Source organism: Bradyrhizobium sp. cf659 (genome assembly GCF_900113725.1).
Taxonomy (GTDB): domain Bacteria; phylum Pseudomonadota; class Alphaproteobacteria; order Rhizobiales; family Xanthobacteraceae; genus Bradyrhizobium.
In genome coordinates this window covers 508,963-526,101 of the sequence record NZ_FOQJ01000003.1, presented here as the reverse complement: position 1 = coordinate 526,101, position 17,139 = coordinate 508,963, and the positions used below count along the sequence as shown (strand labels likewise).

Annotated in this window: 17 protein-coding genes; 8 read left to right on the top strand and 9 right to left on the bottom strand. The window is 64.9% G+C overall.

What is annotated here, in order from left to right; translation table 11 throughout:
- Nucleotides 1-45 precede the first annotated feature (45 nt).
- The 3 genes from BM118_RS16505 to BM118_RS16495 all read right to left on the bottom strand — a co-directional run bounded on the left by BM118_RS16505 (nt 46) and on the right by BM118_RS16495 (nt 1,579).
- Complete coding sequence (locus BM118_RS16505; RefSeq protein WP_177234370.1) at nt 46-648, bottom strand: YqaA family protein; 603 nt, start codon at nt 646-648, stop codon at nt 46-48.
- Between the two features lie 45 nt (nt 649-693).
- Complete coding sequence (hisE, locus tag BM118_RS16500) at nt 694-1,098, bottom strand: phosphoribosyl-ATP diphosphatase (protein ID WP_092186593.1); 405 nt, start codon at nt 1,096-1,098, stop codon at nt 694-696.
- Between the two features lie 118 nt (nt 1,099-1,216).
- Nucleotides 1,217-1,579 carry a hypothetical protein gene (locus tag BM118_RS16495; protein ID WP_092186592.1) on the bottom strand — a complete coding sequence of 121 codons (363 nt, stop codon included), beginning with the start codon at nt 1,577-1,579 and terminating at the stop codon, nt 1,217-1,219.
- A gap of 227 nt (nt 1,580-1,806) precedes the next feature.
- Here BM118_RS16495 and BM118_RS16490 point away from each other — a divergent pair, with 227 nt between their 5' ends.
- The 6 genes from BM118_RS16490 (at nt 1,807) to BM118_RS16465 (ending at nt 9,442) form a co-directional block, all read left to right on the top strand.
- On the top strand, nt 1,807-2,856 hold the full coding sequence (locus BM118_RS16490) for an ABC transporter substrate-binding protein (RefSeq protein WP_177234369.1): 1,050 nt from the start codon (nt 1,807-1,809) through the stop codon (nt 2,854-2,856).
- 85 nt (nt 2,857-2,941) lie between these two features.
- Entirely contained in the window at nt 2,942-4,750 is a 1,809-nt protein-coding gene (locus tag BM118_RS16485) for a glucan ABC transporter ATP-binding protein/ permease (RefSeq protein WP_092187028.1), read from the top strand.
- 190 nt (nt 4,751-4,940) lie between these two features.
- Entirely contained in the window at nt 4,941-6,401 is a 1,461-nt protein-coding gene (locus BM118_RS16480; protein WP_092186590.1) for a D-alanyl-D-alanine carboxypeptidase family protein, read from the top strand.
- Between the two features lie 191 nt (nt 6,402-6,592).
- The gene (locus BM118_RS16475; RefSeq protein ID WP_092186589.1) at nt 6,593-8,278 is read left to right on the top strand and encodes a long-chain fatty acid--CoA ligase; all 1,686 of its coding nucleotides are present in this window, start codon (nt 6,593-6,595) and stop codon (nt 8,276-8,278) included.
- A 15-nt stretch (nt 8,279-8,293) separates the two neighbouring features.
- Nucleotides 8,294-8,848 (top strand): DUF924 family protein, encoded by a 555-nt coding sequence (locus tag BM118_RS16470; protein WP_092186588.1) that lies wholly within the window; start codon nt 8,294-8,296, stop codon nt 8,846-8,848.
- 108 nt (nt 8,849-8,956) lie between these two features.
- Entirely contained in the window at nt 8,957-9,442 is a 486-nt protein-coding gene (locus tag BM118_RS16465; protein WP_092186587.1) for a peroxiredoxin, read from the top strand.
- 179 nt (nt 9,443-9,621) lie between these two features.
- Here BM118_RS16465 and rnhA read toward each other — a convergent pair whose 3' ends face one another.
- Genes rnhA through ispH form a run of 3 tightly spaced genes read right to left on the bottom strand, consistent with a single transcriptional unit; the run spans nt 9,622 to nt 12,041 of the window.
- Nucleotides 9,622-10,086 (bottom strand): ribonuclease HI, encoded by a 465-nt coding sequence (rnhA, locus tag BM118_RS16460; protein WP_011084134.1) that lies wholly within the window; start codon nt 10,084-10,086, stop codon nt 9,622-9,624.
- Nucleotides 10,083-11,066, bottom strand: a complete 984-nt coding sequence (locus tag BM118_RS16455; protein ID WP_092186586.1) for a homoserine kinase — start codon at nt 11,064-11,066, stop codon at nt 10,083-10,085. The genes rnhA and BM118_RS16455 overlap by 4 nt, the downstream gene beginning before the upstream one ends.
- 6 nt (nt 11,067-11,072) lie before the next feature.
- Complete coding sequence (gene ispH / locus BM118_RS16450) at nt 11,073-12,041, bottom strand: 4-hydroxy-3-methylbut-2-enyl diphosphate reductase (protein WP_011084132.1); 969 nt, start codon at nt 12,039-12,041, stop codon at nt 11,073-11,075.
- A 254-nt stretch (nt 12,042-12,295) separates the two neighbouring features.
- On the opposite strand from ispH, the gene BM118_RS16445 reads away from it, so the two are divergent.
- Complete coding sequence (locus BM118_RS16445; RefSeq protein WP_027546982.1) at nt 12,296-12,991, top strand: DUF1013 domain-containing protein; 696 nt, start codon at nt 12,296-12,298, stop codon at nt 12,989-12,991.
- Nucleotides 12,992-13,213: 222 nt separating this feature from the next.
- A complete protein-coding gene (locus BM118_RS16440) occupies nt 13,214-13,399 on the top strand; it encodes a hypothetical protein (RefSeq protein ID WP_092186585.1) in 186 nt (61 codons plus the stop codon).
- Nucleotides 13,400-13,468: 69 nt separating this feature from the next.
- Here the strand turns inward: BM118_RS16440 and BM118_RS16435 are convergent, their stop codons facing one another.
- The 3 genes from BM118_RS16435 to BM118_RS16425 all read right to left on the bottom strand — a co-directional run bounded on the left by BM118_RS16435 (nt 13,469) and on the right by BM118_RS16425 (nt 16,845).
- Nucleotides 13,469-14,215 carry an OmpW/AlkL family protein gene (locus BM118_RS16435; RefSeq protein WP_092186584.1) on the bottom strand — a complete coding sequence of 249 codons (747 nt, stop codon included), beginning with the start codon at nt 14,213-14,215 and terminating at the stop codon, nt 13,469-13,471.
- A 183-nt stretch (nt 14,216-14,398) separates the two neighbouring features.
- The gene (locus tag BM118_RS16430) at nt 14,399-14,668 is read right to left on the bottom strand and encodes a hypothetical protein (RefSeq protein WP_092186583.1); all 270 of its coding nucleotides are present in this window, start codon (nt 14,666-14,668) and stop codon (nt 14,399-14,401) included.
- A 266-nt stretch (nt 14,669-14,934) separates the two neighbouring features.
- Nucleotides 14,935-16,845: a propionyl-CoA synthetase gene (locus BM118_RS16425; RefSeq protein WP_092186582.1), complete on the bottom strand. Its 1,911-nt coding sequence runs from the start codon at nt 16,843-16,845 to the stop codon at nt 14,935-14,937.
- Nucleotides 16,846-17,139: the final 294 nt, after the last annotated feature.

The following is a 17,139-nucleotide window of genomic DNA, read 5'->3' as shown; positions in this document are numbered from 1 at the left end:
CGGCAACCGTAGCCGAAGCCGGTGGAGCGGCAAAGTACTGCGGCTCTAGATCAGCTTGACCGCCACCACGAAGCCCAGCACCAGCACCGCGGCACCGATCGCCACCCACAGACCGAGATGCTTCTCGATCCGGACCCGGATCCAGTCGCCATAGCGGTTGAGCAGGATGGCGACGATGAAGAAGCGGCCGCCGCGGGCGACGATCGAGCACAGGATGAACAGGAGGAGATTATAGCCGGCAAAGCCCGAGGTGATGGTGACGAGCTTGTAGGGGATCGGCGTCAGCCCCTTGAGCAGGATGATCACCGCCCCCCACTCCGCATAGGAGGCGCGGAAGGCCTCGACCTTGTCGCCGAGGCCATAGACCTGGATCAGCCAGTGACCAACCGAGTCGAACAGCAGTGCCCCGATGGCGTAGCCGAGAAGGCCGCCGAGCACCGAGGTCGCGGTGCAGACCGCCGCGTAGACCCAGGCGCGCTGCGGGCGCGCCAGTGACATCGGGATCAGCATCACATCCGGCGGGACCGGAAAGAAGGAACTTTCGGCAAAAGCCACGGCCCCCATGATCCAGAGCGCATAGGGCTTGTGGGCGGCGTCAATGCACCAGTCGTAGATACGTTTCAGCATGGCGCCGCGATGAAGCACCATGGGACGGATTTGTCCATGCCGAGATTGAGGCGAATTGTGACGGTTCTAGTGGCGCTTGCGTGCGGAACGGCCTTCGAGCGCGACAATTGGCCGCCGCGCGGCGACGCGCGGTGACGCAACTTTGGGCAGCTTCATCGTCGACTTCGGCAGCTTCTCGGCGATGCCGAGCATGTCTTCCCGCCGCGTCATCTCGCGCCAGACGTCCTCGGGGCGCACGCCGGCCGAAGCCCAGAGCACGGTGAGATTGTAGAGCAGGTCGGCGCTTTCCCGGATCACGGCATCGGTGTCGCCGTTGACGGCATCGATGACGACTTCAATGGCCTCTTCGGCCAGCTTCTTCGCCATCTTGGAGGGGCCACGCTGAAACAGCCGGGCGGTGCGCGATATTGCCGGATCAAGGTCCCTGGCCGCGAGCACAGCCAGATATAGCCGCTCAAGCGAATCACTCATGGTACTCAAAACTACTCTAAACCAATGTCGAGCGCGTTAACGCCCGGCAATAAAAGCAAAAAACAGGCCGGCGCGGCAAGTGCGACGGCCTGTTCGTCGATGACGTATTACCGATCGGTTAATAGCAGCCGTAGCCGGAATAGCCGTGGGCGCAGACCTTGGTGTAGCCGCCATAGCGCTCCTGGTAGCCCGAGCCGTAATAATAGGGACCATAGCCGGGGCCGCTGTAGTAGACCGGGCCGCTTTCGTAATAGTAACCCGGGCCCGGATCATAGGCGTAGGCATCGCGGCTGGCTGCGATCGCAAGGCCGGTCGCGGCCAGACCGAACATCGCGGCAGCAGCAGCGGCGCCACCGCCACCATGATGCCAGTGACGACCGCCCGCGTAGGAGGCGGTGGGTGCAACGGCCGTCAGAGCCACCACGGCGGCGGTGGCAAGAACGGCCTTGCGGCCGGCGAATTTCGAAAAGCTGTCGAACATCTCCTGGACCCTCCTTGGGACCTCGAATGGCGCCTGCAGACAGGCTCATGTCTTTCAAACACCCACGTCCCATGTTGGGTTCCCCAACCCCAACACAAGCTGAACGGGGTTGCGTAATCATGACGCAACCCCTGCTCATCCACCGTTCATGTTGGCGCGCGCACGCTCAGCGCGGGCCGGCGCTGCGAGCGTCACGAAACCACAACAATGCGGGACCGGCGCAGCTGATGTCTGGATTCAAGACGACCACTTTTCGTTGCCTGCTGGCTCTCTCGATCTCGTTTGCGACACTGACCGCACGCGACGTCACGGCGGCCGAGACCGCCGCGCCCTCCGTCGCGATCCACTTCACCTTCGACCGCCCGATCGATGCGAGCATGGCGCCGTTCTTCCTCGCCGCGAAGGACGGCAAATTCGGCGCCGAGCATCTCAACGTCTCCTTCAACACCGCGCCCGGATCGCCGGAGACGCTCGCGCGCGTCGCCAAGGGCGACAGCGAACTCGCGCTGGTCGACATCAACGAGCTGATCCGATTTCGCGACAAGGACGATGCGGCGCCGCTCAAGGCGGTGTTCGTGCTGTTCAACCGTGCGCCCTACGCGATCGTCGCGCGCAGGAGCCGCGGCATCCACCTGTTGCCCGATCTCGACGGCAAGACCGTCGGCGTCGCCGACAGCGATCTGTCGATGCGGCTGTGGCCGGCGCTGGCGCAGCAGAACGGCATCAGCACGTCGCGCGTGAAATTCCACAAGATAAGTGCCGCGGTGCGCGAGCCGATCCTGTCCGCGGGGCAAGTCGATGCCGTCGCCGGCTTCAGCTATCTCTCGGCGGTGAACCTGCGCGACCGCGGCGTGCCCGGCGACGATCTCGTCGTGCTGCGTTACGCCGACTATGGCTGCGAAGCCTATGGCTTTGCCGTGGTGGCCAACCCCACTTTCGCCGCGGCGAAGCCGGACGCGCTGAAGGGATTTGTTCGCGCCTTGATCGCCGGTATCAACGCGACAGTCAAAGAGCCCGCCCGTGCGGCGGCCGAGGCCACAAGCCGTATCGACGACGGCGACCACGACCTCGAACTGGAGCGCCTGCGCACCGTGCTCGTCGACAACATCCTGACCGACGAGGTCAGGCGCAACGGCCTCGGCGGCATCGACCCGGCGCGGCTGGACCGATCGATCGACCAGATCGCCCAGGACTTCAAATTCCGCAAGCGGCCGGCCGCGAGCGACATCTTCGACGACCGGTTCCTGCCGCCGGTCGCAGGGCGGCTGATCAATTGAGCAAAACCGGTAGCTTCCGCTGTATCTCGCGGGCGATCCCTGCTTAGAATACGGGCCCCGTTATCCGCCCGAGTTGCTGGTCCGCATGTCCATTTTCAGCCTTTACACCCGCGTTCTCGCGCTGCTCGGCAAGGAGGCGCGGCTGGGCTGGCTGCTGGCGTTTGCCAATCTCCTGCTCGCCGCCTCGCAATTCGCCGAGCCCGTACTGTTCGGCCGCATCGTCGACGTGCTCTCCGGCAAGCCGGTCGCCGGTTCGAACTCGGCATGGCCGTTCCTGCTTGCCTGGGTCGCGTTCGGGCTGTTCACCATCGCATGCAGCGCGCTCGTTGCGCTGCAAGCCGACCGGCTGTCCCACCGCCAGCGCCAGGCGGTGCTGACCGATTATTTCGAGCACATCCTGCAACTGCCTCTGACCTTCCACTCCGGCACCCATTCGGGCCGGCTGATGAAGGTGATGCTCAACGGCACCGATGCGCTGTGGCGGCTGTGGCTCGGCTTCTTCCGCGAGCACTTTGCCGCCATCCTCTCGGTCGTGGTGCTGCTGCCGCTGTCGCTCTATCTGAACTGGCGGCTCGCGATTCTCTTGTTCGTGCTCTGCGTCGTCTTCACGGCGCTGACGACATTCGTCGTGCGCAAGACCTTCGGCATGCAGATGGAGGTCGAGGAGCACTACAGCGAGCTCTCGGCGCGCGCTTCCGATGCGCTCGGCAACGTCGCACTGGTGCAGAGTTTCGTCCGCGTCGAATCCGAGGTGAAGGGACTGCGCTCCGTCGCCGACGACCTGCTGGCCGCACAGATGCCGGTGCTGTCCTGGTGGGCGCTCGTCACCGTCATCACGCGCGCCTCCACCACCATCACGGTGCTCGCGATCTTCTCGCTCGGCATCGCCCTGCACGACCAGGGGCTGACCTCGGTGGGCGAGATCGTGATGTTCGTGAGCTTTGCCACGCTCTTGATCCAGAAGCTCGAGCAGGTCGTGAGCTTCATCAACAACGTGTTCATGGAAGCGCCGCGCCTGCGCGAGTTCTTTGGCGTGCTCGATGCCGTGCCGGCGGTCCACGACCGTCCCGACGCGATCGATGCCGGACGCCTGTCCGGCCTCGTCGAGTTCAACGACGTCACCTTCTCCTATGACGGCAAGCGGCCCGCGGTCGAGGATCTCTCCTTCACCGCGCTGCCCGGCCAGACCATCGCGCTGGTCGGCCCGACCGGCGCCGGCAAGTCCACCGCGATTGCGCTCTTGCATCGCGCCTTCGATCCGCAATCCGGCTTCATCAGGATCGACGGCATGGACGTGCGCGGCGTCACGCTGACCTCGCTGCGGCGGAACATCGGCGTCGTGTTCCAGGAAGCGCTCTTGTTCAACCGCTCGATCGCGGAGAATTTGCGCGTCGGCAAGCCGGACGCGACCGAAGCCGAGATGCGCAAGGCGGCCGAGCGCGCGCAGGCGCTCGAATTCATCGAGCGCAGCGGCGGGTTCGAGACCAATGCCGGCGAGCGCGGCCGCATGCTCTCCGGCGGCGAGCGGCAGCGGCTGTCGATCGCGCGTGCGCTGCTGAAGGACCCGCCGATCCTGATCCTGGACGAGGCGACCAGTGCGCTCGACGCCCTCACCGAGGCCAAGGTGAACGCCGCTCTCGACGAAGTGATGAGGGGCCGCACCACCTTCGTGATCGCCCACCGCCTCTCCACCATCCGCAACGCCACGCGGATCCTGGTGTTCGAGAACGGGCGCGTGATCGAAAGCGGAACTTTCGATGAACTCGTGGCCAAAGGCGGCCATTTTGCCGAGCTCGCCAGGGCCCAGTTCATGGTGCAGGAACAATCACAAACGAATACACGGGCCGGCGTGACGGCGGCCGAGACTATTGCGACTGCGGCCAAATCCCCATAGCAAGTCCCGGTAGGACCGCCGAAATTCGGCCTATTTCATTGCGGAATACCGCGCCGAAACCCCTATTCTCGACGCAAGAGCCGGTATAGGTTTGCGACGCCGCAAGCGGCGGCGCCGGAATTCAAAACCCGAAACTCAGATCACGAGAACCGTCCGGAACCGGCGGATCTCCAAGGACCGGAATCGGATAGTGCACGCCTTTCGCCCGCTGCTTCGCAAATCCCTGTTCAACCTGTTCGCCGCGGCCCTCGCATGTGCCGCGCTGCTCGCGCCACGCGCGGCAAGCGCCGAAGCGCTGCTGCTGATCGAAGCCGACAGCGGCAAGGTGTTGCAGGCGGATAACGCGACCATTCCCTGGTATCCGGCCTCCGTCACCAAGATCATGACCGCCTATGTCACGTTGAAGGCGGTGAAGGACGGCAGGCTCACGCTCGACACGCTGCTCACGGTATCGCCGACGGCGGCGTCGCAGTCGCCCTCGAAAATGGGGTTCCGTCCGGGAACACAGCTCACCGTCGACAACGCGCTGAAGATGATGATGGTCAAGTCGGCGAACGACATGGCCGTGGTGCTCGCCGAAGGCGTCGGCGGTTCGATCGACGGCTTCTCCGCGATGATGAACGATACCGCCAGGAAGCTCGGCATGACGCAGACGAGCTACGTCAATCCGAACGGCCTGCCCGCCGACGGCCAGATCACGTCCGCGCGGGATCTCGGCATTCTCGCGCGCTCGTTCCTGCGCGACCTGCCGGAATACGAATACTTCGTGCATATCCCGGCGATCCGCTTCGGCAAGCGCATCACGGGGAATTTCAACAAGCTGATCGGCCGCTATCCCGGCGCCGACGGTTTCAAGACCGGCTTCATCTGCGCTTCGGGCTACAACCTCGTCGCCTCGGCCACGCGCAACGGCCGCCGGCTGATCGCCGTTGTGCTCGGCGCCAATTCCGGAACGGCGCGCGCGGTGAAAGCGGCGCAGCTGCTGGAGCGCGGCTTCAGCCAGGACAATCTGTCGTGGCTGCGTCCCTCGCTCGGCACCGTCGAAAACCTCGTGCCGGTCGACGCCTCGCCGCCGAACCTGCGCGACGACATGTGCGGCGGCCATCGCAAGCGGCCGGCGAGCGACGACGACGATGCGCTGATCGCGGCCAACGGCGGCACGACCGGATCGGCCACCGGCGGCGAAGCCCAGGTGACCTTCTTCACCGCCGGGCTCCAGCCGCCCCTGATGAAGGCCTCCGAGCTGATGGCCTCGGCGCCGGCAGCGGCCGAGCCCGTGCTGGTCTATACCGGCCCGACCCGCACCGGGACCGCCCTGATCGCTGCGGTCGCAGCCGATGCCGACCAGCAGGCCACGCCGAAGGCGCGTGGCAAGAAGTCGCGTGTCGCCAAGAAACCCGACGCAGCCGACAAGCCGGCCGATAAGCCGAAGGACACCAAGACGGCGGCAGCGAAGCCAGGCGCCAAGGGTGATGCGAAGGGTGACGCAAAGGCTGACACCAAGACCGCGGCCAAACCCGCCGGCACCAAGCATGCCGCGGCGAAGCCCGACGCGGCGGCGAAACCCGCAGCAAGTGGCGATCAGGCGGCGAAGCCCGCCAAGCCCAAGGCGGCGACCAAGCCTCCGGCCAAGCCGGCCAACAACAGTTAACGCCCCTCGGAATTGAACCGCAGCCGCACTTCGCACCTGCGGCAGAGCGGCTTGCGACGATTCCAGTAGCCACTTTCCGACCTTTGCCCTAAGCCTCGACGGCTTGCCACCCGTTCCGGCAGGCTCGATACTGGCGGCAATGAGGCAAGCCCGAGACACAACGGGCTCTGGTGCAAGAGAGGGGAGTTTCCATGGAGCGCATCTGGCTTAAGCAATATCCGCCCGGCGTGCCCGCCGATATCGAGCCGACACAATACGCATCGCTGGTCGACCTTCTGGAGGAGAGCTTCGCCAAGTTCGCCGACCGCAAGGCGTTCATCTGCATGGACAAGTCGATCAGCTACCGCGACCTCGACCAGATGTCGGTTGCGCTGGCCGCCTATCTGCAAGGCCGCGGGCTCCAGCGTGGCGCGCGGGTCGCCATCATGATGCCGAACGTGCTGCAATATCCGGTCGCCACCGCCGCGGTGCTGCGGGCCGGCTTTGCGGTCGTCAACGTCAATCCGCTCTACACGCCGCGCGAGCTCGAGCATCAGCTCAAGGATTCCGGCGCCGAAGCCGTCATCGTGCTGGAGAATTTTGCCCACACCGTCGAGCAGGTGATCGCGAAGACGTCGGTGAAGCACGTCATCGTCGCCAGCATGGGCGACCTGCTCGGCTTCAAGGGCGTGATCGTCAACCTCGTCGTCCGCCGCGTCAAGAAAATGGTACCGGCCTGGTCGCTGCCGGGCTCGGTGTCCTTCAACGACGCCCTGTCGGCCGGCCGCGGCATGACGTTCAACAAGCCAAAGCTATCGCCGGGCGACGTCGCCTTCCTGCAATATACCGGCGGCACCACCGGCGTCTCCAAGGGTGCGACGCTGCTCCACCGCAACATCGTCGCCAACGTCTTGCAGAACGATGCCTGGCTCCAGCCGGCGCTTGCGGCGCCCCCGCATGTCGATCAGCTCATGATCGTCTGCGCGCTGCCGCTCTATCACATCTTCGCGCTGACGGCCTGCTACCTGCTCGCGGTACGCGCCGGCGGCTGCAATCTCCTGATCCCCAATCCGCGCGACATCGCCGGTTTCGTCAAGGAGCTGGCGAAGTACCAGGTCAACAGCTTCCCGGCCGTCAACACCCTCTACAACGGCCTGATGCACCATCCCGACTTCAAGAAGCTCGACTTCTCCAAGCTGAAGATCTCCAACGGCGGCGGCATGGCCGTGCAGCGGCCCGTGGCCGAGCAGTGGAAGGCGGTGACCGGCTGCTTCATCGCCGAAGGCTATGGCCTGTCGGAGACCTCGCCGACGCTGACCTGCAATCCGGCGACCACGAACGATTTCTCCGGCTCGATCGGCATCCCCGTGCCCTCGACCTATATTTCCATCCGCGACGACGACGGCAACGAAGTGCCGCTCGGCCAGGCGGGCGAGATCTGCGCCAAGGGCCCGCAGGTGATGTCGGGTTACTGGAACAGGCCGGAAGAGACCGCCAAGGTGATGACCGCGGACGGCTATTTCCGCACCGGCGACATCGGCGTGATGGACGAGAAGGGCTACACCAAGATCGTAGACCGCAAGAAGGACATGATCCTGGTCTCCGGCTTCAACGTCTATCCGAACGAGATCGAGGAAGTGATCGCGAGCCATCCGGGCGTGCTCGAATGCGCCGTGATCGGCATTCCCGATTCCAAGTCGGGCGAAGCGGTGAAGGCCTTCGTGGTGAAGAAGGACCAAAACCTCACCGCCGAGGCCGTGATCAAGTTCTGTCACGAGCAGCTCACCGGCTACAAGGTGCCCAAGCACATCGAATTCCGCACCGACCTGCCGAAGACCAATGTCGGCAAGATCCTGCGCCGGCAGCTCCGCGACGAGAAGAAGGCAGAGGCAGCGTAAGGCTGCCTTTGAACCATGACTGACGTCGGCGACATCGAGCCGGCCGGCATTCTCGCCTTCTGGCGCGAGGCCGGCCGCGAGCGCTGGTACAAGCACAGCGACGCTTTCGACGCGGAGGTCAGGCGCCGCTTTCTCGCCCTCTGGCAGAAGGCGGCCGCCGGCGAACTGGGGTCATGGGAGGCAAGCGACGACGGCGCACTCGCGCTCGTCATCGTGCTCGATCAGTTCCCCCGCAACATGTTTCGCGGCGATCCCAGGACGTTCTCCAGCGATACGCTGGCGCGCGATGTTGCCCGCCGTGCCATCGATCGGGGCGCGGATCGCAGGATCGATCCTGGCCTGCTCGAATTCCTTTACATGCCCTTCATGCATTCCGAACACCTGCCCGACCAGCTGCACTGCATTGCGCTGTTTCAGGACGCCGACAATGCCGAGAACCTGAAATACGCGCGGGAGCACGCCGACATCATCCGCCGGTTCGGCCGCTTCCCCCACCGCAACCGGGTCCTCGGACGCCCGACCACCGAGGAAGAGCAGGCCTTCCTCGACAATGGCGGCTTTTCCGGCTGATGACATCAAGGTGAAGGGCGGCAACCTTCGCCGCTTTCCCTGCCGGCAATATTGTGCAGGCCCGCCGCACGGTCTAAAAAGCGGGATCGATTTTCAGGGAGACTGACGATGGCGATCCAGACTGGCGACAAGCTGCCCGAGGCGAAATTCCGCGTGATGACGGCGGAAGGCCCGCAGGTGAAGACCACCGACGATATCTTCAAGGGCAAGAAGGTGGCGCTGTTCGCGGTGCCCGGCGCCTACACCGGCACCTGCCACAAGATGCACCTGCCGAGCATCTTCCTCAACGCCTACGCCATCAAGGACAAGGGCGTCGACACCATCGCCATCATCTCCGTCAACGACGCCTTCGTCATGAACGCCTGGAAGCGCGACACCGACCAGCGCGACGAGGCCATCTTCCTCGCCGACGGCAACGCTGACTTCACCAAGGCAATCGGCATGGAGCTGGACGCCTCCGCCAACGGCCTCGGCATCCGCTCCAAGCGCTATTCGATGCTGATCGAGGACGGCGTGGTCAAGAAGCTGAACCTCGAAGCGATGCCCGGCAAGGTCGAGGTCTCAGGCGGCGATACGCTGCTGGGGCAGCTGTAAGGCAGCCCGGCGCTCTGCCACACTCTCGGTGTCGTCCCGGCGAAGGCCGGGACCCATAACCACAGGGTGGAATTGTCGCGCGAGCTGGCAACCGCGAGTCTTCGCCAAACCCAATCCTGTGGTTATGGATCCCGGCCTTCGCCGGGATGACGGCGGAGAGTGGGTGCGATGCGCCCTCGCTACTCCGCCACCCTCTGCTGCAACCTCGCCTTCACGATCCCGTCCCGCGCCAGCTGATCCGCACGTTCGTTTTCGGGGTGGCCGGCGTGGCCCTTGACCCAGTGCCAGCGGACCTGATGCGCCTTCAGCGCGGCATCGAGACGCTGCCATAGCTCGACATTCTTGACCGGCTTCTTGTCGGCAGTGCGCCAGCCGTTGCGCTTCCAGCCGTGGATCCAGCCGGTGATACCCTGCCGGACATACTGGCTGTCGGTGTAGAGATCGACGGTGCACGGCTTCTTCAGCGCTTCGAGCGCGGAGATCGCCGCCATCAGCTCCATCTGGTTGTTGGTGGTGTGACGCTCGCCGCCGTTCAGCTCCTTCTCCTTGTCGCCGAACTTCAGGATCGCGCCCCAGCCGCCGGGCCCGGGATTTCCCGAGCAGGCGCCGTCGGTATAGATCGTGACAACGGGAAGCTCGCTCACGCGACCAATCCTGACGGCATCAGCCCGTAGTCGCGCACGCTCGAAACGCTCTGGTGGAAGCGCAGCTTGCGGACATATTCCAGCGGATCCTTCGGCCTCACCAGCGCACCGGGCGGCACGTTGAGCCAGTCGACCAGCCGCGTCAGCAGGAAACGGATCGCGGCGCCGCGCGCGAGCAGCGGCAGCGCGGCCTCTTCCGCCTCCGAGAGCTTGCGCACGCGGCCATAGGCATTGAGGAAGGCGCGCGCCTTGGTGACGTTGAAGGAGTGATCCGGCTCGAAGCACCAGGCGTTGAGGCAGATCGCGACGTCATAGGCCAGCATGTCGTTGCAGGCGAAGGTGAAGTCGATGATCCCCGAGAGCTTGTCGCCGAGGAAAAAGACGTTGTCGTTGAAGAGGTCGGCGTGGATCACGCCCTCGGGCAGATTGGTCGGCCACACCCCGCTGGCGAGATATTCGAGCTCGGTTGCGAGAAACGCCCGCAGGTCCGGCTGCACCTCGTCGGCGCGGCTTGCGGCCGCATCGAACAACGGTCGCCAGCCCGCGACCGAGAGCGCGTTCGCGCGCCTGATCGCGAAATTGGCGCCGGCCAGATGCATCCTGGCCAGCCCCTCGCCGACGCCGGCGCAATGGGCCGCGTTCGGCTTGCGCGGCCAGACGCCTTCGAGAAAGGTGATGATCGCGGCGGGACGGCCCGACAGCTCGCGCAGCGCCTCGCCGTCTCGTCCCTTCACCGGCAGCGGACAATTGACGCCGTGCTCGGCGAGATGCGTCATCAGCGCGAGGAAGAACGGCAGATCGTTCTTCGCCACGCGCTTCTCGTAGAGCGTGAGGATGAACGAGCCCTTGGTGGTGTGCAGCAGAAAGTTGGAATTCTCGACGCCCTCGGCGATGCCCTTGTAGGAGAGCAAGTCGCCTAGATCGTATTGGCTCAGGAAATCCGCAAGCTCGTCGGCGGCGACGTCGGTGTAGACCGCCATAGAGGTCTACTCGGCGGCAGCTTCGGGGCGCACCTGGCGCGGCAGCGGGAAGAACTCGTTCTCTTCCGCGGCCGAGACCGTCTCCACGTGCAGCGTGAAGCGCTCGGCGAACGCGTCCATGATCTCCTCGACGATCACTTCCGGCGCCGAGGCGCCCGCGGTGATGCCGAGGCTGGTGATGTTTTCGAACCGCTTCCAGTCGAGGTCGGCGGCGCGCTGCGCCAGCACCGCGATCGGGCAGCCCTCACGCTCGGCGACCTCGCGCAGGCGCTGCGAGTTCGACGAGTTCGGCGCGCCGACCACGATCAGGGCGTCCACCACCGGCGCCACCTTCTTCACCGCGAGCTGGCGGTTGGTGGTGGCGTAGCAGATGTCTTCCTTATGCGGCCCGTTGATGTTCGGGAAACGCTCCTTGAGCAGCGCGACGATCTCCGCGGTGTCGTCGATCGACAGCGTGGTCTGGGTCACGAAGGCGAGGTTGTTGGGGTCCTTCGGGGTGATGGTCTTGGCGTCCTCGGCGGTCTCGATCAGGGTGACGGCGCCAACCGGGAGCTGGCCGAGCGTGCCGACCACCTCGGGGTGGTGGGAATGGCCGATCAGGAAGATCTCGCGGCCGCGCTTGAAGTGGATCGCGGCCTCGCGGTGGACCTTGGTCACCAGCGGGCAGGTCGCGTCCAGCGAGAACAGATTGCGGGACTGGGCGTCGGCGGGAACCGATTTCGGCACGCCATGGGCCGAGAACACCACCGGCGCGGTGGTGCTTTCCGGGATTTCGGCCAGCTCCTCGACGAAGATGGCGCCCTTCTTCTTCAACCCGTCGACGACGTATTTATTGTGCACAATCTCATGGCGAACATAGACGGGAGCACCGTATTTATCGAGCGCCCGTTCCACGGTGTCGATCGCCCGGACCACCCCGGCGCAGAAGCCGCGGGGAGAACAAAGCACGATCTTGAGGTCTGGTTTTGCTGACATTGGGCGATCTCGGGACCGAATCACCTCGCCAAATGGGGCGGGAAGCGGTCGATGGATGAATAGGGCTTAGGTACGGGCTTACGGCGACTTCAGAGGGAATTGGGCCCCCTTTCGGGCGCTGTCAAGGCACTATCTATAGCAGAACCATTGCGTGGCTCCCCCCTCCGGGCTTATATAGCGCGAATTCCCAGTCATCGCTGATGACCACCGGCTTCGCCTCCAGAGGGGTGGGCGAAGCACAAAGGAGATTTGCCATGAGCAACGCACCTCTGATGCCCAAGGCGACCGCCGTCTGGCTGCTCGACAACACCGCGCTGACCTTCGACCAGGTCGCCGATTTCACCAAGATGCATCCCCTCGAGGTGCGCGCGATCGCCGACGGCGACGCCGCCCAGGGCATCAAGGGCATGGATCCCCTCTCCAACGGCCAGCTCACCCGCGAGGAGATCGAGAAGGGCGAAAAGAACCCGGATTACCGCCTCCGCCTCCAGGAGAGCAAGGTGGTGCTGCCGCCGCAGCCCAAGCGCAAGGGCCCGCGCTACACCCCGGTCTCGCGCCGCCACGAGCGCCCGAGCGCCATCCTCTGGCTGCTGCGCAACCACGCCGAGCTCAAGGACGCCCAGATCATGCGCCTGGTCGGCACCACCAAGAGCACGATCGCGAGCGTGCGCGACCGCACCCACTGGAACACCTCCTCGCTGACCCCGATCGATCCGGTCACCCTCGGCCTCTGCTCGCAGATCGAGCTCGATTTCGAGGTGGCCCGCGCGGCCAAGGAAAAGCCGATCGACGCAGCCTATGGCGGCGCGACCCTGCTGCCGGCCTCGGAGACCACCAAGAAGGACGAGTTCGAGCCGGCCGAGCGATCGAGCGATGACCTCAATGTCGACGCCGTGTTCGCCAAGCTGAAGACCCTCGGCGGCAAGAAGCAGGACGACGGGGAGGAGTAATTCTCCGTCCTCCGATTTACCGTCGAACTGGATTTGAACGCGGCGGGCCACCCCGCCGCGTTTTAGTTTGGGCGGGCGCGCGTGTGTCGAAACCTGCCTGGCGGCGTCGCGGAGGCCGAGGCAAGAGGTGCATAATCTCAACAGCCAGCCGGCGAGGCGTACGCAGCCGCCGTCGGGAACGATGCGTCCGATGTCGCATTGTTCCCGCGCGGAGGATCAGAGATGCAAGTCAACGAAGAACGCTTTGCCTTGATGCTTGGTCGCGCGGCGCTGTCGGTCTGGGGTGAGATGCCCCGGGACATTCAGGAATCGCTGTTCGAGATCGCCGTACAAGGGCGCCCCGAGGATCGCGACCCGCTCGCGAAGCTCCTGCACGATCGGCATCCCCGCACCGTGCATTCGGACTGACCGAATGCAGGATTGGTCGAGCGGATCGACGCCGCGCCGGGGCCCCCGCCCGGCGCCGCGAGGGCGGCATCAGAACTTGTAGGTGACGCCGGCGCCGACCAGCCACGGGTCGATATGCGCGGTCCCGGTGACGGGCAGGCCGCTGACGGTCGCGCTGTAATCCGGCCGCAGCCAGAGCTTCTTGACGTCGACGTTGAGACCCCAGTGCCGGTCGAGCATGTAGTCGAAGCCGAACTGCACCGCCCCACCCCAGGCATTGCTGACGTGCAGGCTCGTGGTGGTGGCGACGATCGCGGGCGGGCCGACGATGGCGGCCGGCGCATTGGCGGCGGAATTGTTGAAGAACACGGTGTAGTTCACGCCGGCGCCGATATACGGCTTGAACGCACCGAAATTGTCGAAGTGATATTGCAGCGTCAGCGTCGGCGGCAGCAGCGTGGTCTTGCCGATCGGCAAATTCGCGAGCGAGCCGGTGCCGCTGATCGAATGCCTGGTCACACCGAGGATCAGTTCGGCCGCGATGTTCTTGGTGAAGAAATAGCTGATGTCGAGCTCGGGCACGACCTGGTCGCTGATCGAGAGGCCGGAATTCGGCGACGACAGCGACGGCACACCCGCGACGTTGACGGTCGAGCCGCCGGCATCGGGCAACACGCCGAGCACGCGCAGGCGCACCATCCAGGGATTGAACGCCTCCACGGGCGGCGGCGCCTTCTTGTAGACCGGCAGGTCCGCAGCCTGCACTGATGCAAAAGTCCCCGCGAGCATCGCGCCAACCATCGCGATCCGCGCCAAGTTTCTTGTCGTTGTCTGCATTTCAATCCCCTTCAGCCGTCTCTCGCGCTTCGTTGCGCGACATCAGCGTCAGAGCAGAAAGGGGACGGTGAAGGATTTGACGCCGATCAAATCAGGCGAAATGCGGCACGATTTGTGTCGCGGCGTTGCAGATGTGTCACGACCAATGCGAGTGAATGACGCAGGATAGTACCAGGCCCGATCTCACGGCCGCTCGGGATGGTTCAGCATGTACTCGCCGAGATCGCGCTGGCGGCGGTCGGCGCGAGCGGTCGCGGCGCTGCGCTGGACGTCACGGTCCTTGCGGCAAGCCACATATTCCGGCGAGCCCGCCGCATAACCGCGGCTCTGGCACACCGCGTCGTCATCGTCGCCCCCCATCGCCACCGGCGTCTGGTAGCGCGCCGAGCAGGCGGAGAGTGCGATGGCGAAGAGTACGGCAGTGAGCAGGCGCGGCGCGGCGGCGAGTGGCATTCGAGGTCCCCTGTTGGCCGGCCCTGTTTAGCGCGGAATGAGGAGATTGTAAGTCCCTGGACACCGTTCCCCGCTCGCTGTCATTCCCCGCCACCGGGTCTCGCCTTCGGCGAGCCCGATGACAGGCTCCGGCGGGGAATCCAGTACGCCGCGGCGGTCATTGGGTCACAACTCCGGCCGCAGATTACTGGATCACCCGCCTGCGCGGGCGATGACAGCGGAGAGTGGTGAGGCAGCGCCGCCTCTCGCCGGAGCAACGCTTCGCCTCACACCCTCCCCTTCAGCGCCTCCCCGATCTCGTCCAGCACCTTGGGGTCCTCGATCGTCGCGGGCATGGTCCAGGACTCGCCGTCGGCAATCTTCTTGATGGTGCCGCGCAAAATCTTGCCGGAGCGCGTCTTCGGCAGGCGGCCGACGGTGATGGCGAGCTTGAAGGCGGCGACGGGGCCGAGCTTGTCACGCACCAGCGCGATGATCTCTTTCTCGATCTCGCTCGGTGCGCGCTTCACGCCGGCCTTGAGCACCAGGAAGCCGCAGGGCACCTCACCCTTGATCGCGTCCTTGACGCCGAGCACGGCGCATTCGGCGACGTCGGGATGCGAGGCCAGGATCTCCTCCATGCCGCCGGTGGACAGCCGATGGCCGGCGACATTGATGATGTCGTCGGTGCGCCCCATCACCCAGACATAGCCGTCCTCGTCCTTGTAGCCGGCGTCCGAGGTTTTGTAATAGCCGGGGAACTCGCTGAGGTAAGATTCCTTGAAGCGCGAATCCTGATTCCACAGCGTCGGCAGGCAGCCCGGCGGCATCGGCAGCTTGATGACGATCGAGCCCATGGTGTTGGGACCGACGGGCTTGGCCGCTTCATCGACCACGTCGACCTGGTAGCCCGGCATCGGCACTGTCGGCGAGCCGTGCTTCACCGGCAGCATGCCGAGGCCAACCGGATTACCGGCGATGCACCAGCCGGTCTCGGTCTGCCACCAATGGTCGATGACAGGCACCTTCAGCTGCTGCTCCGCCCATTCCACCGTCGGCGGATCGGCACGCTCGCCGGCGAGGAACAGGGTGCGGAATGTCGACAGGTCGTATTGCCGGATGAACTTGCCGTCCGGGTCCTCCTTGCGGATGGCGCGGAATGCGGTCGGCGCGGTGAACAGCGCCACTGCCTTGTGCTCGGAGATGACGCGCCAGAATGCGCCGGCATCGGGCGTGCCGACCGGCTTGCCCTCATACATGATCGAGGTCGCGCCATGCAGCAGCGGGCCGTAGACGATGTAGCTGTGACCGACCACCCAGCCGATGTCGGAACCGCACCACCAGACCTCGCCCGGCTTGACGCCATAGAGGTTGAACATCGACCATTTCACCGCGACCAGATGGCCGCCATTGTCGCGCACCACGCCCTTGGGAATGCCCGTGGTGCCCGAGGTGTAGAGGATGTAGAGCGGATCGGTGGCGGCAACCGGCACACAAGGCGCCTTCTTGCCGTCGTTGATCGCCTTGCGGCGCAGGCTGGCCCAATCGTAGTCGCGGCCCGGCGTCAGGTCACAGGTGAGCTGCGGACGTTGCAGCACGATGCAGGACTTCGGCTTGCTGCCGGCAAGCTTGATCGCCTCGTCGAGCAGCGGCTTGTACTGCACGATGCGGCCGGGCTCGATGCCGCAACTCGCCGACAGGATCAGCTTCGGCTGCGCGTCGTCGATGCGGGTGGCGAGCTCTTTCGCGGCAAAGCCGCCGAATACCACCGAGTGCACCGCGCCGATGCGTGCGCAGGCGAGCATCGCGACCACCGCCTCCGGCACCATCGGCATGTAAAGGATGACGCGGTCGCCCTTGGCGACGCCGAAATCCTGCATGATGGCGGCGAGCGCCTGCACCTCGTTCAGCAGCTCGGAATAGGTGAGCTTGGTGATCGAGTTCGTCAGCGGCGAATCATGAATCAGCGCGACCTGGTCGGCGCGGCCGCGTTCGACATGGCGGTCGAGCGCGTTGTAGCAGGTGTTGACCACGCCGCCGGTGAACCAGCGGCCGTAGGTTCCTTGCGAGGCATCAAAAATCGTCTTCGGCGGCTCGATCCAGTCGATCTCCTTGGCCGCCTCGGCCCAGAAGCCCTGGGGATCAGCCAGCGAGCGTGCATGGACCTCGTGATAGCTGCTCTTGCCCTGGATGTTCATTTCCCGCGCTCCCGTTTCCCTTTATTCGCCTGGCCTTGACCTGACGACAGGACGGGCGTCCCGCCATGACCAGGATCAATTGCCAGCGTTGTTTGGGCGGCTATTTTCCCGGGAACGGGCCGCGGTTCAAGCTGAAAAGGACCTATCTTCTCCCTCTCCCCGTTCTTACGGGGCCGCGACGAGCTTCGCTCGCGCTGAGAGCGTTGGGGTGAGAGGCACTTTCCGCAGACACCGTAAGAGTCGGATTCGCGGAGGCTCCCCCTCACCCGGTATTTGCTACGCAAATTCCGGCCT

Excerpts from the sequence above, each read along its gene's own strand:
- BM118_RS16505 (WP_177234370.1), bottom strand. The coding sequence starts at position 648 with ATGGTGCTTCATCGCGGCGCCATGCTGAAACGTATCTACGACTGGTGC.
- hisE (WP_092186593.1), bottom strand. The coding sequence starts at position 1,098 with ATGAGTGATTCGCTTGAGCGGCTATATCTGGCTGTGCTCGCGGCCAGG.
- BM118_RS16495 (WP_092186592.1), bottom strand. The coding sequence starts at position 1,579 with ATGTTCGACAGCTTTTCGAAATTCGCCGGCCGCAAGGCCGTTCTTGCC.
- BM118_RS16490 (WP_177234369.1), top strand. The coding sequence starts at position 1,807 with ATGTCTGGATTCAAGACGACCACTTTTCGTTGCCTGCTGGCTCTCTCG.
- BM118_RS16485 (WP_092187028.1), top strand. The coding sequence starts at position 2,942 with ATGTCCATTTTCAGCCTTTACACCCGCGTTCTCGCGCTGCTCGGCAAG.
- BM118_RS16475 (WP_092186589.1), top strand. The coding sequence starts at position 6,593 with ATGGAGCGCATCTGGCTTAAGCAATATCCGCCCGGCGTGCCCGCCGAT.
- BM118_RS16470 (WP_092186588.1), top strand. The coding sequence starts at position 8,294 with ATGACTGACGTCGGCGACATCGAGCCGGCCGGCATTCTCGCCTTCTGG.
- BM118_RS16465 (WP_092186587.1), top strand. The coding sequence starts at position 8,957 with ATGGCGATCCAGACTGGCGACAAGCTGCCCGAGGCGAAATTCCGCGTG.
- BM118_RS16455 (WP_092186586.1), bottom strand. The coding sequence starts at position 11,066 with ATGGCGGTCTACACCGACGTCGCCGCCGACGAGCTTGCGGATTTCCTG.
- ispH (WP_011084132.1), bottom strand. The coding sequence starts at position 12,041 with ATGTCAGCAAAACCAGACCTCAAGATCGTGCTTTGTTCTCCCCGCGGC.
- BM118_RS16445 (WP_027546982.1), top strand. The coding sequence starts at position 12,296 with ATGAGCAACGCACCTCTGATGCCCAAGGCGACCGCCGTCTGGCTGCTC.
- BM118_RS16440 (WP_092186585.1), top strand. The coding sequence starts at position 13,214 with ATGCAAGTCAACGAAGAACGCTTTGCCTTGATGCTTGGTCGCGCGGCG.
- BM118_RS16435 (WP_092186584.1), bottom strand. The coding sequence starts at position 14,215 with ATGCAGACAACGACAAGAAACTTGGCGCGGATCGCGATGGTTGGCGCG.
- BM118_RS16430 (WP_092186583.1), bottom strand. The coding sequence starts at position 14,668 with ATGCCACTCGCCGCCGCGCCGCGCCTGCTCACTGCCGTACTCTTCGCC.
- BM118_RS16425 (WP_092186582.1), bottom strand. The coding sequence starts at position 16,845 with ATGAACATCCAGGGCAAGAGCAGCTATCACGAGGTCCATGCACGCTCG.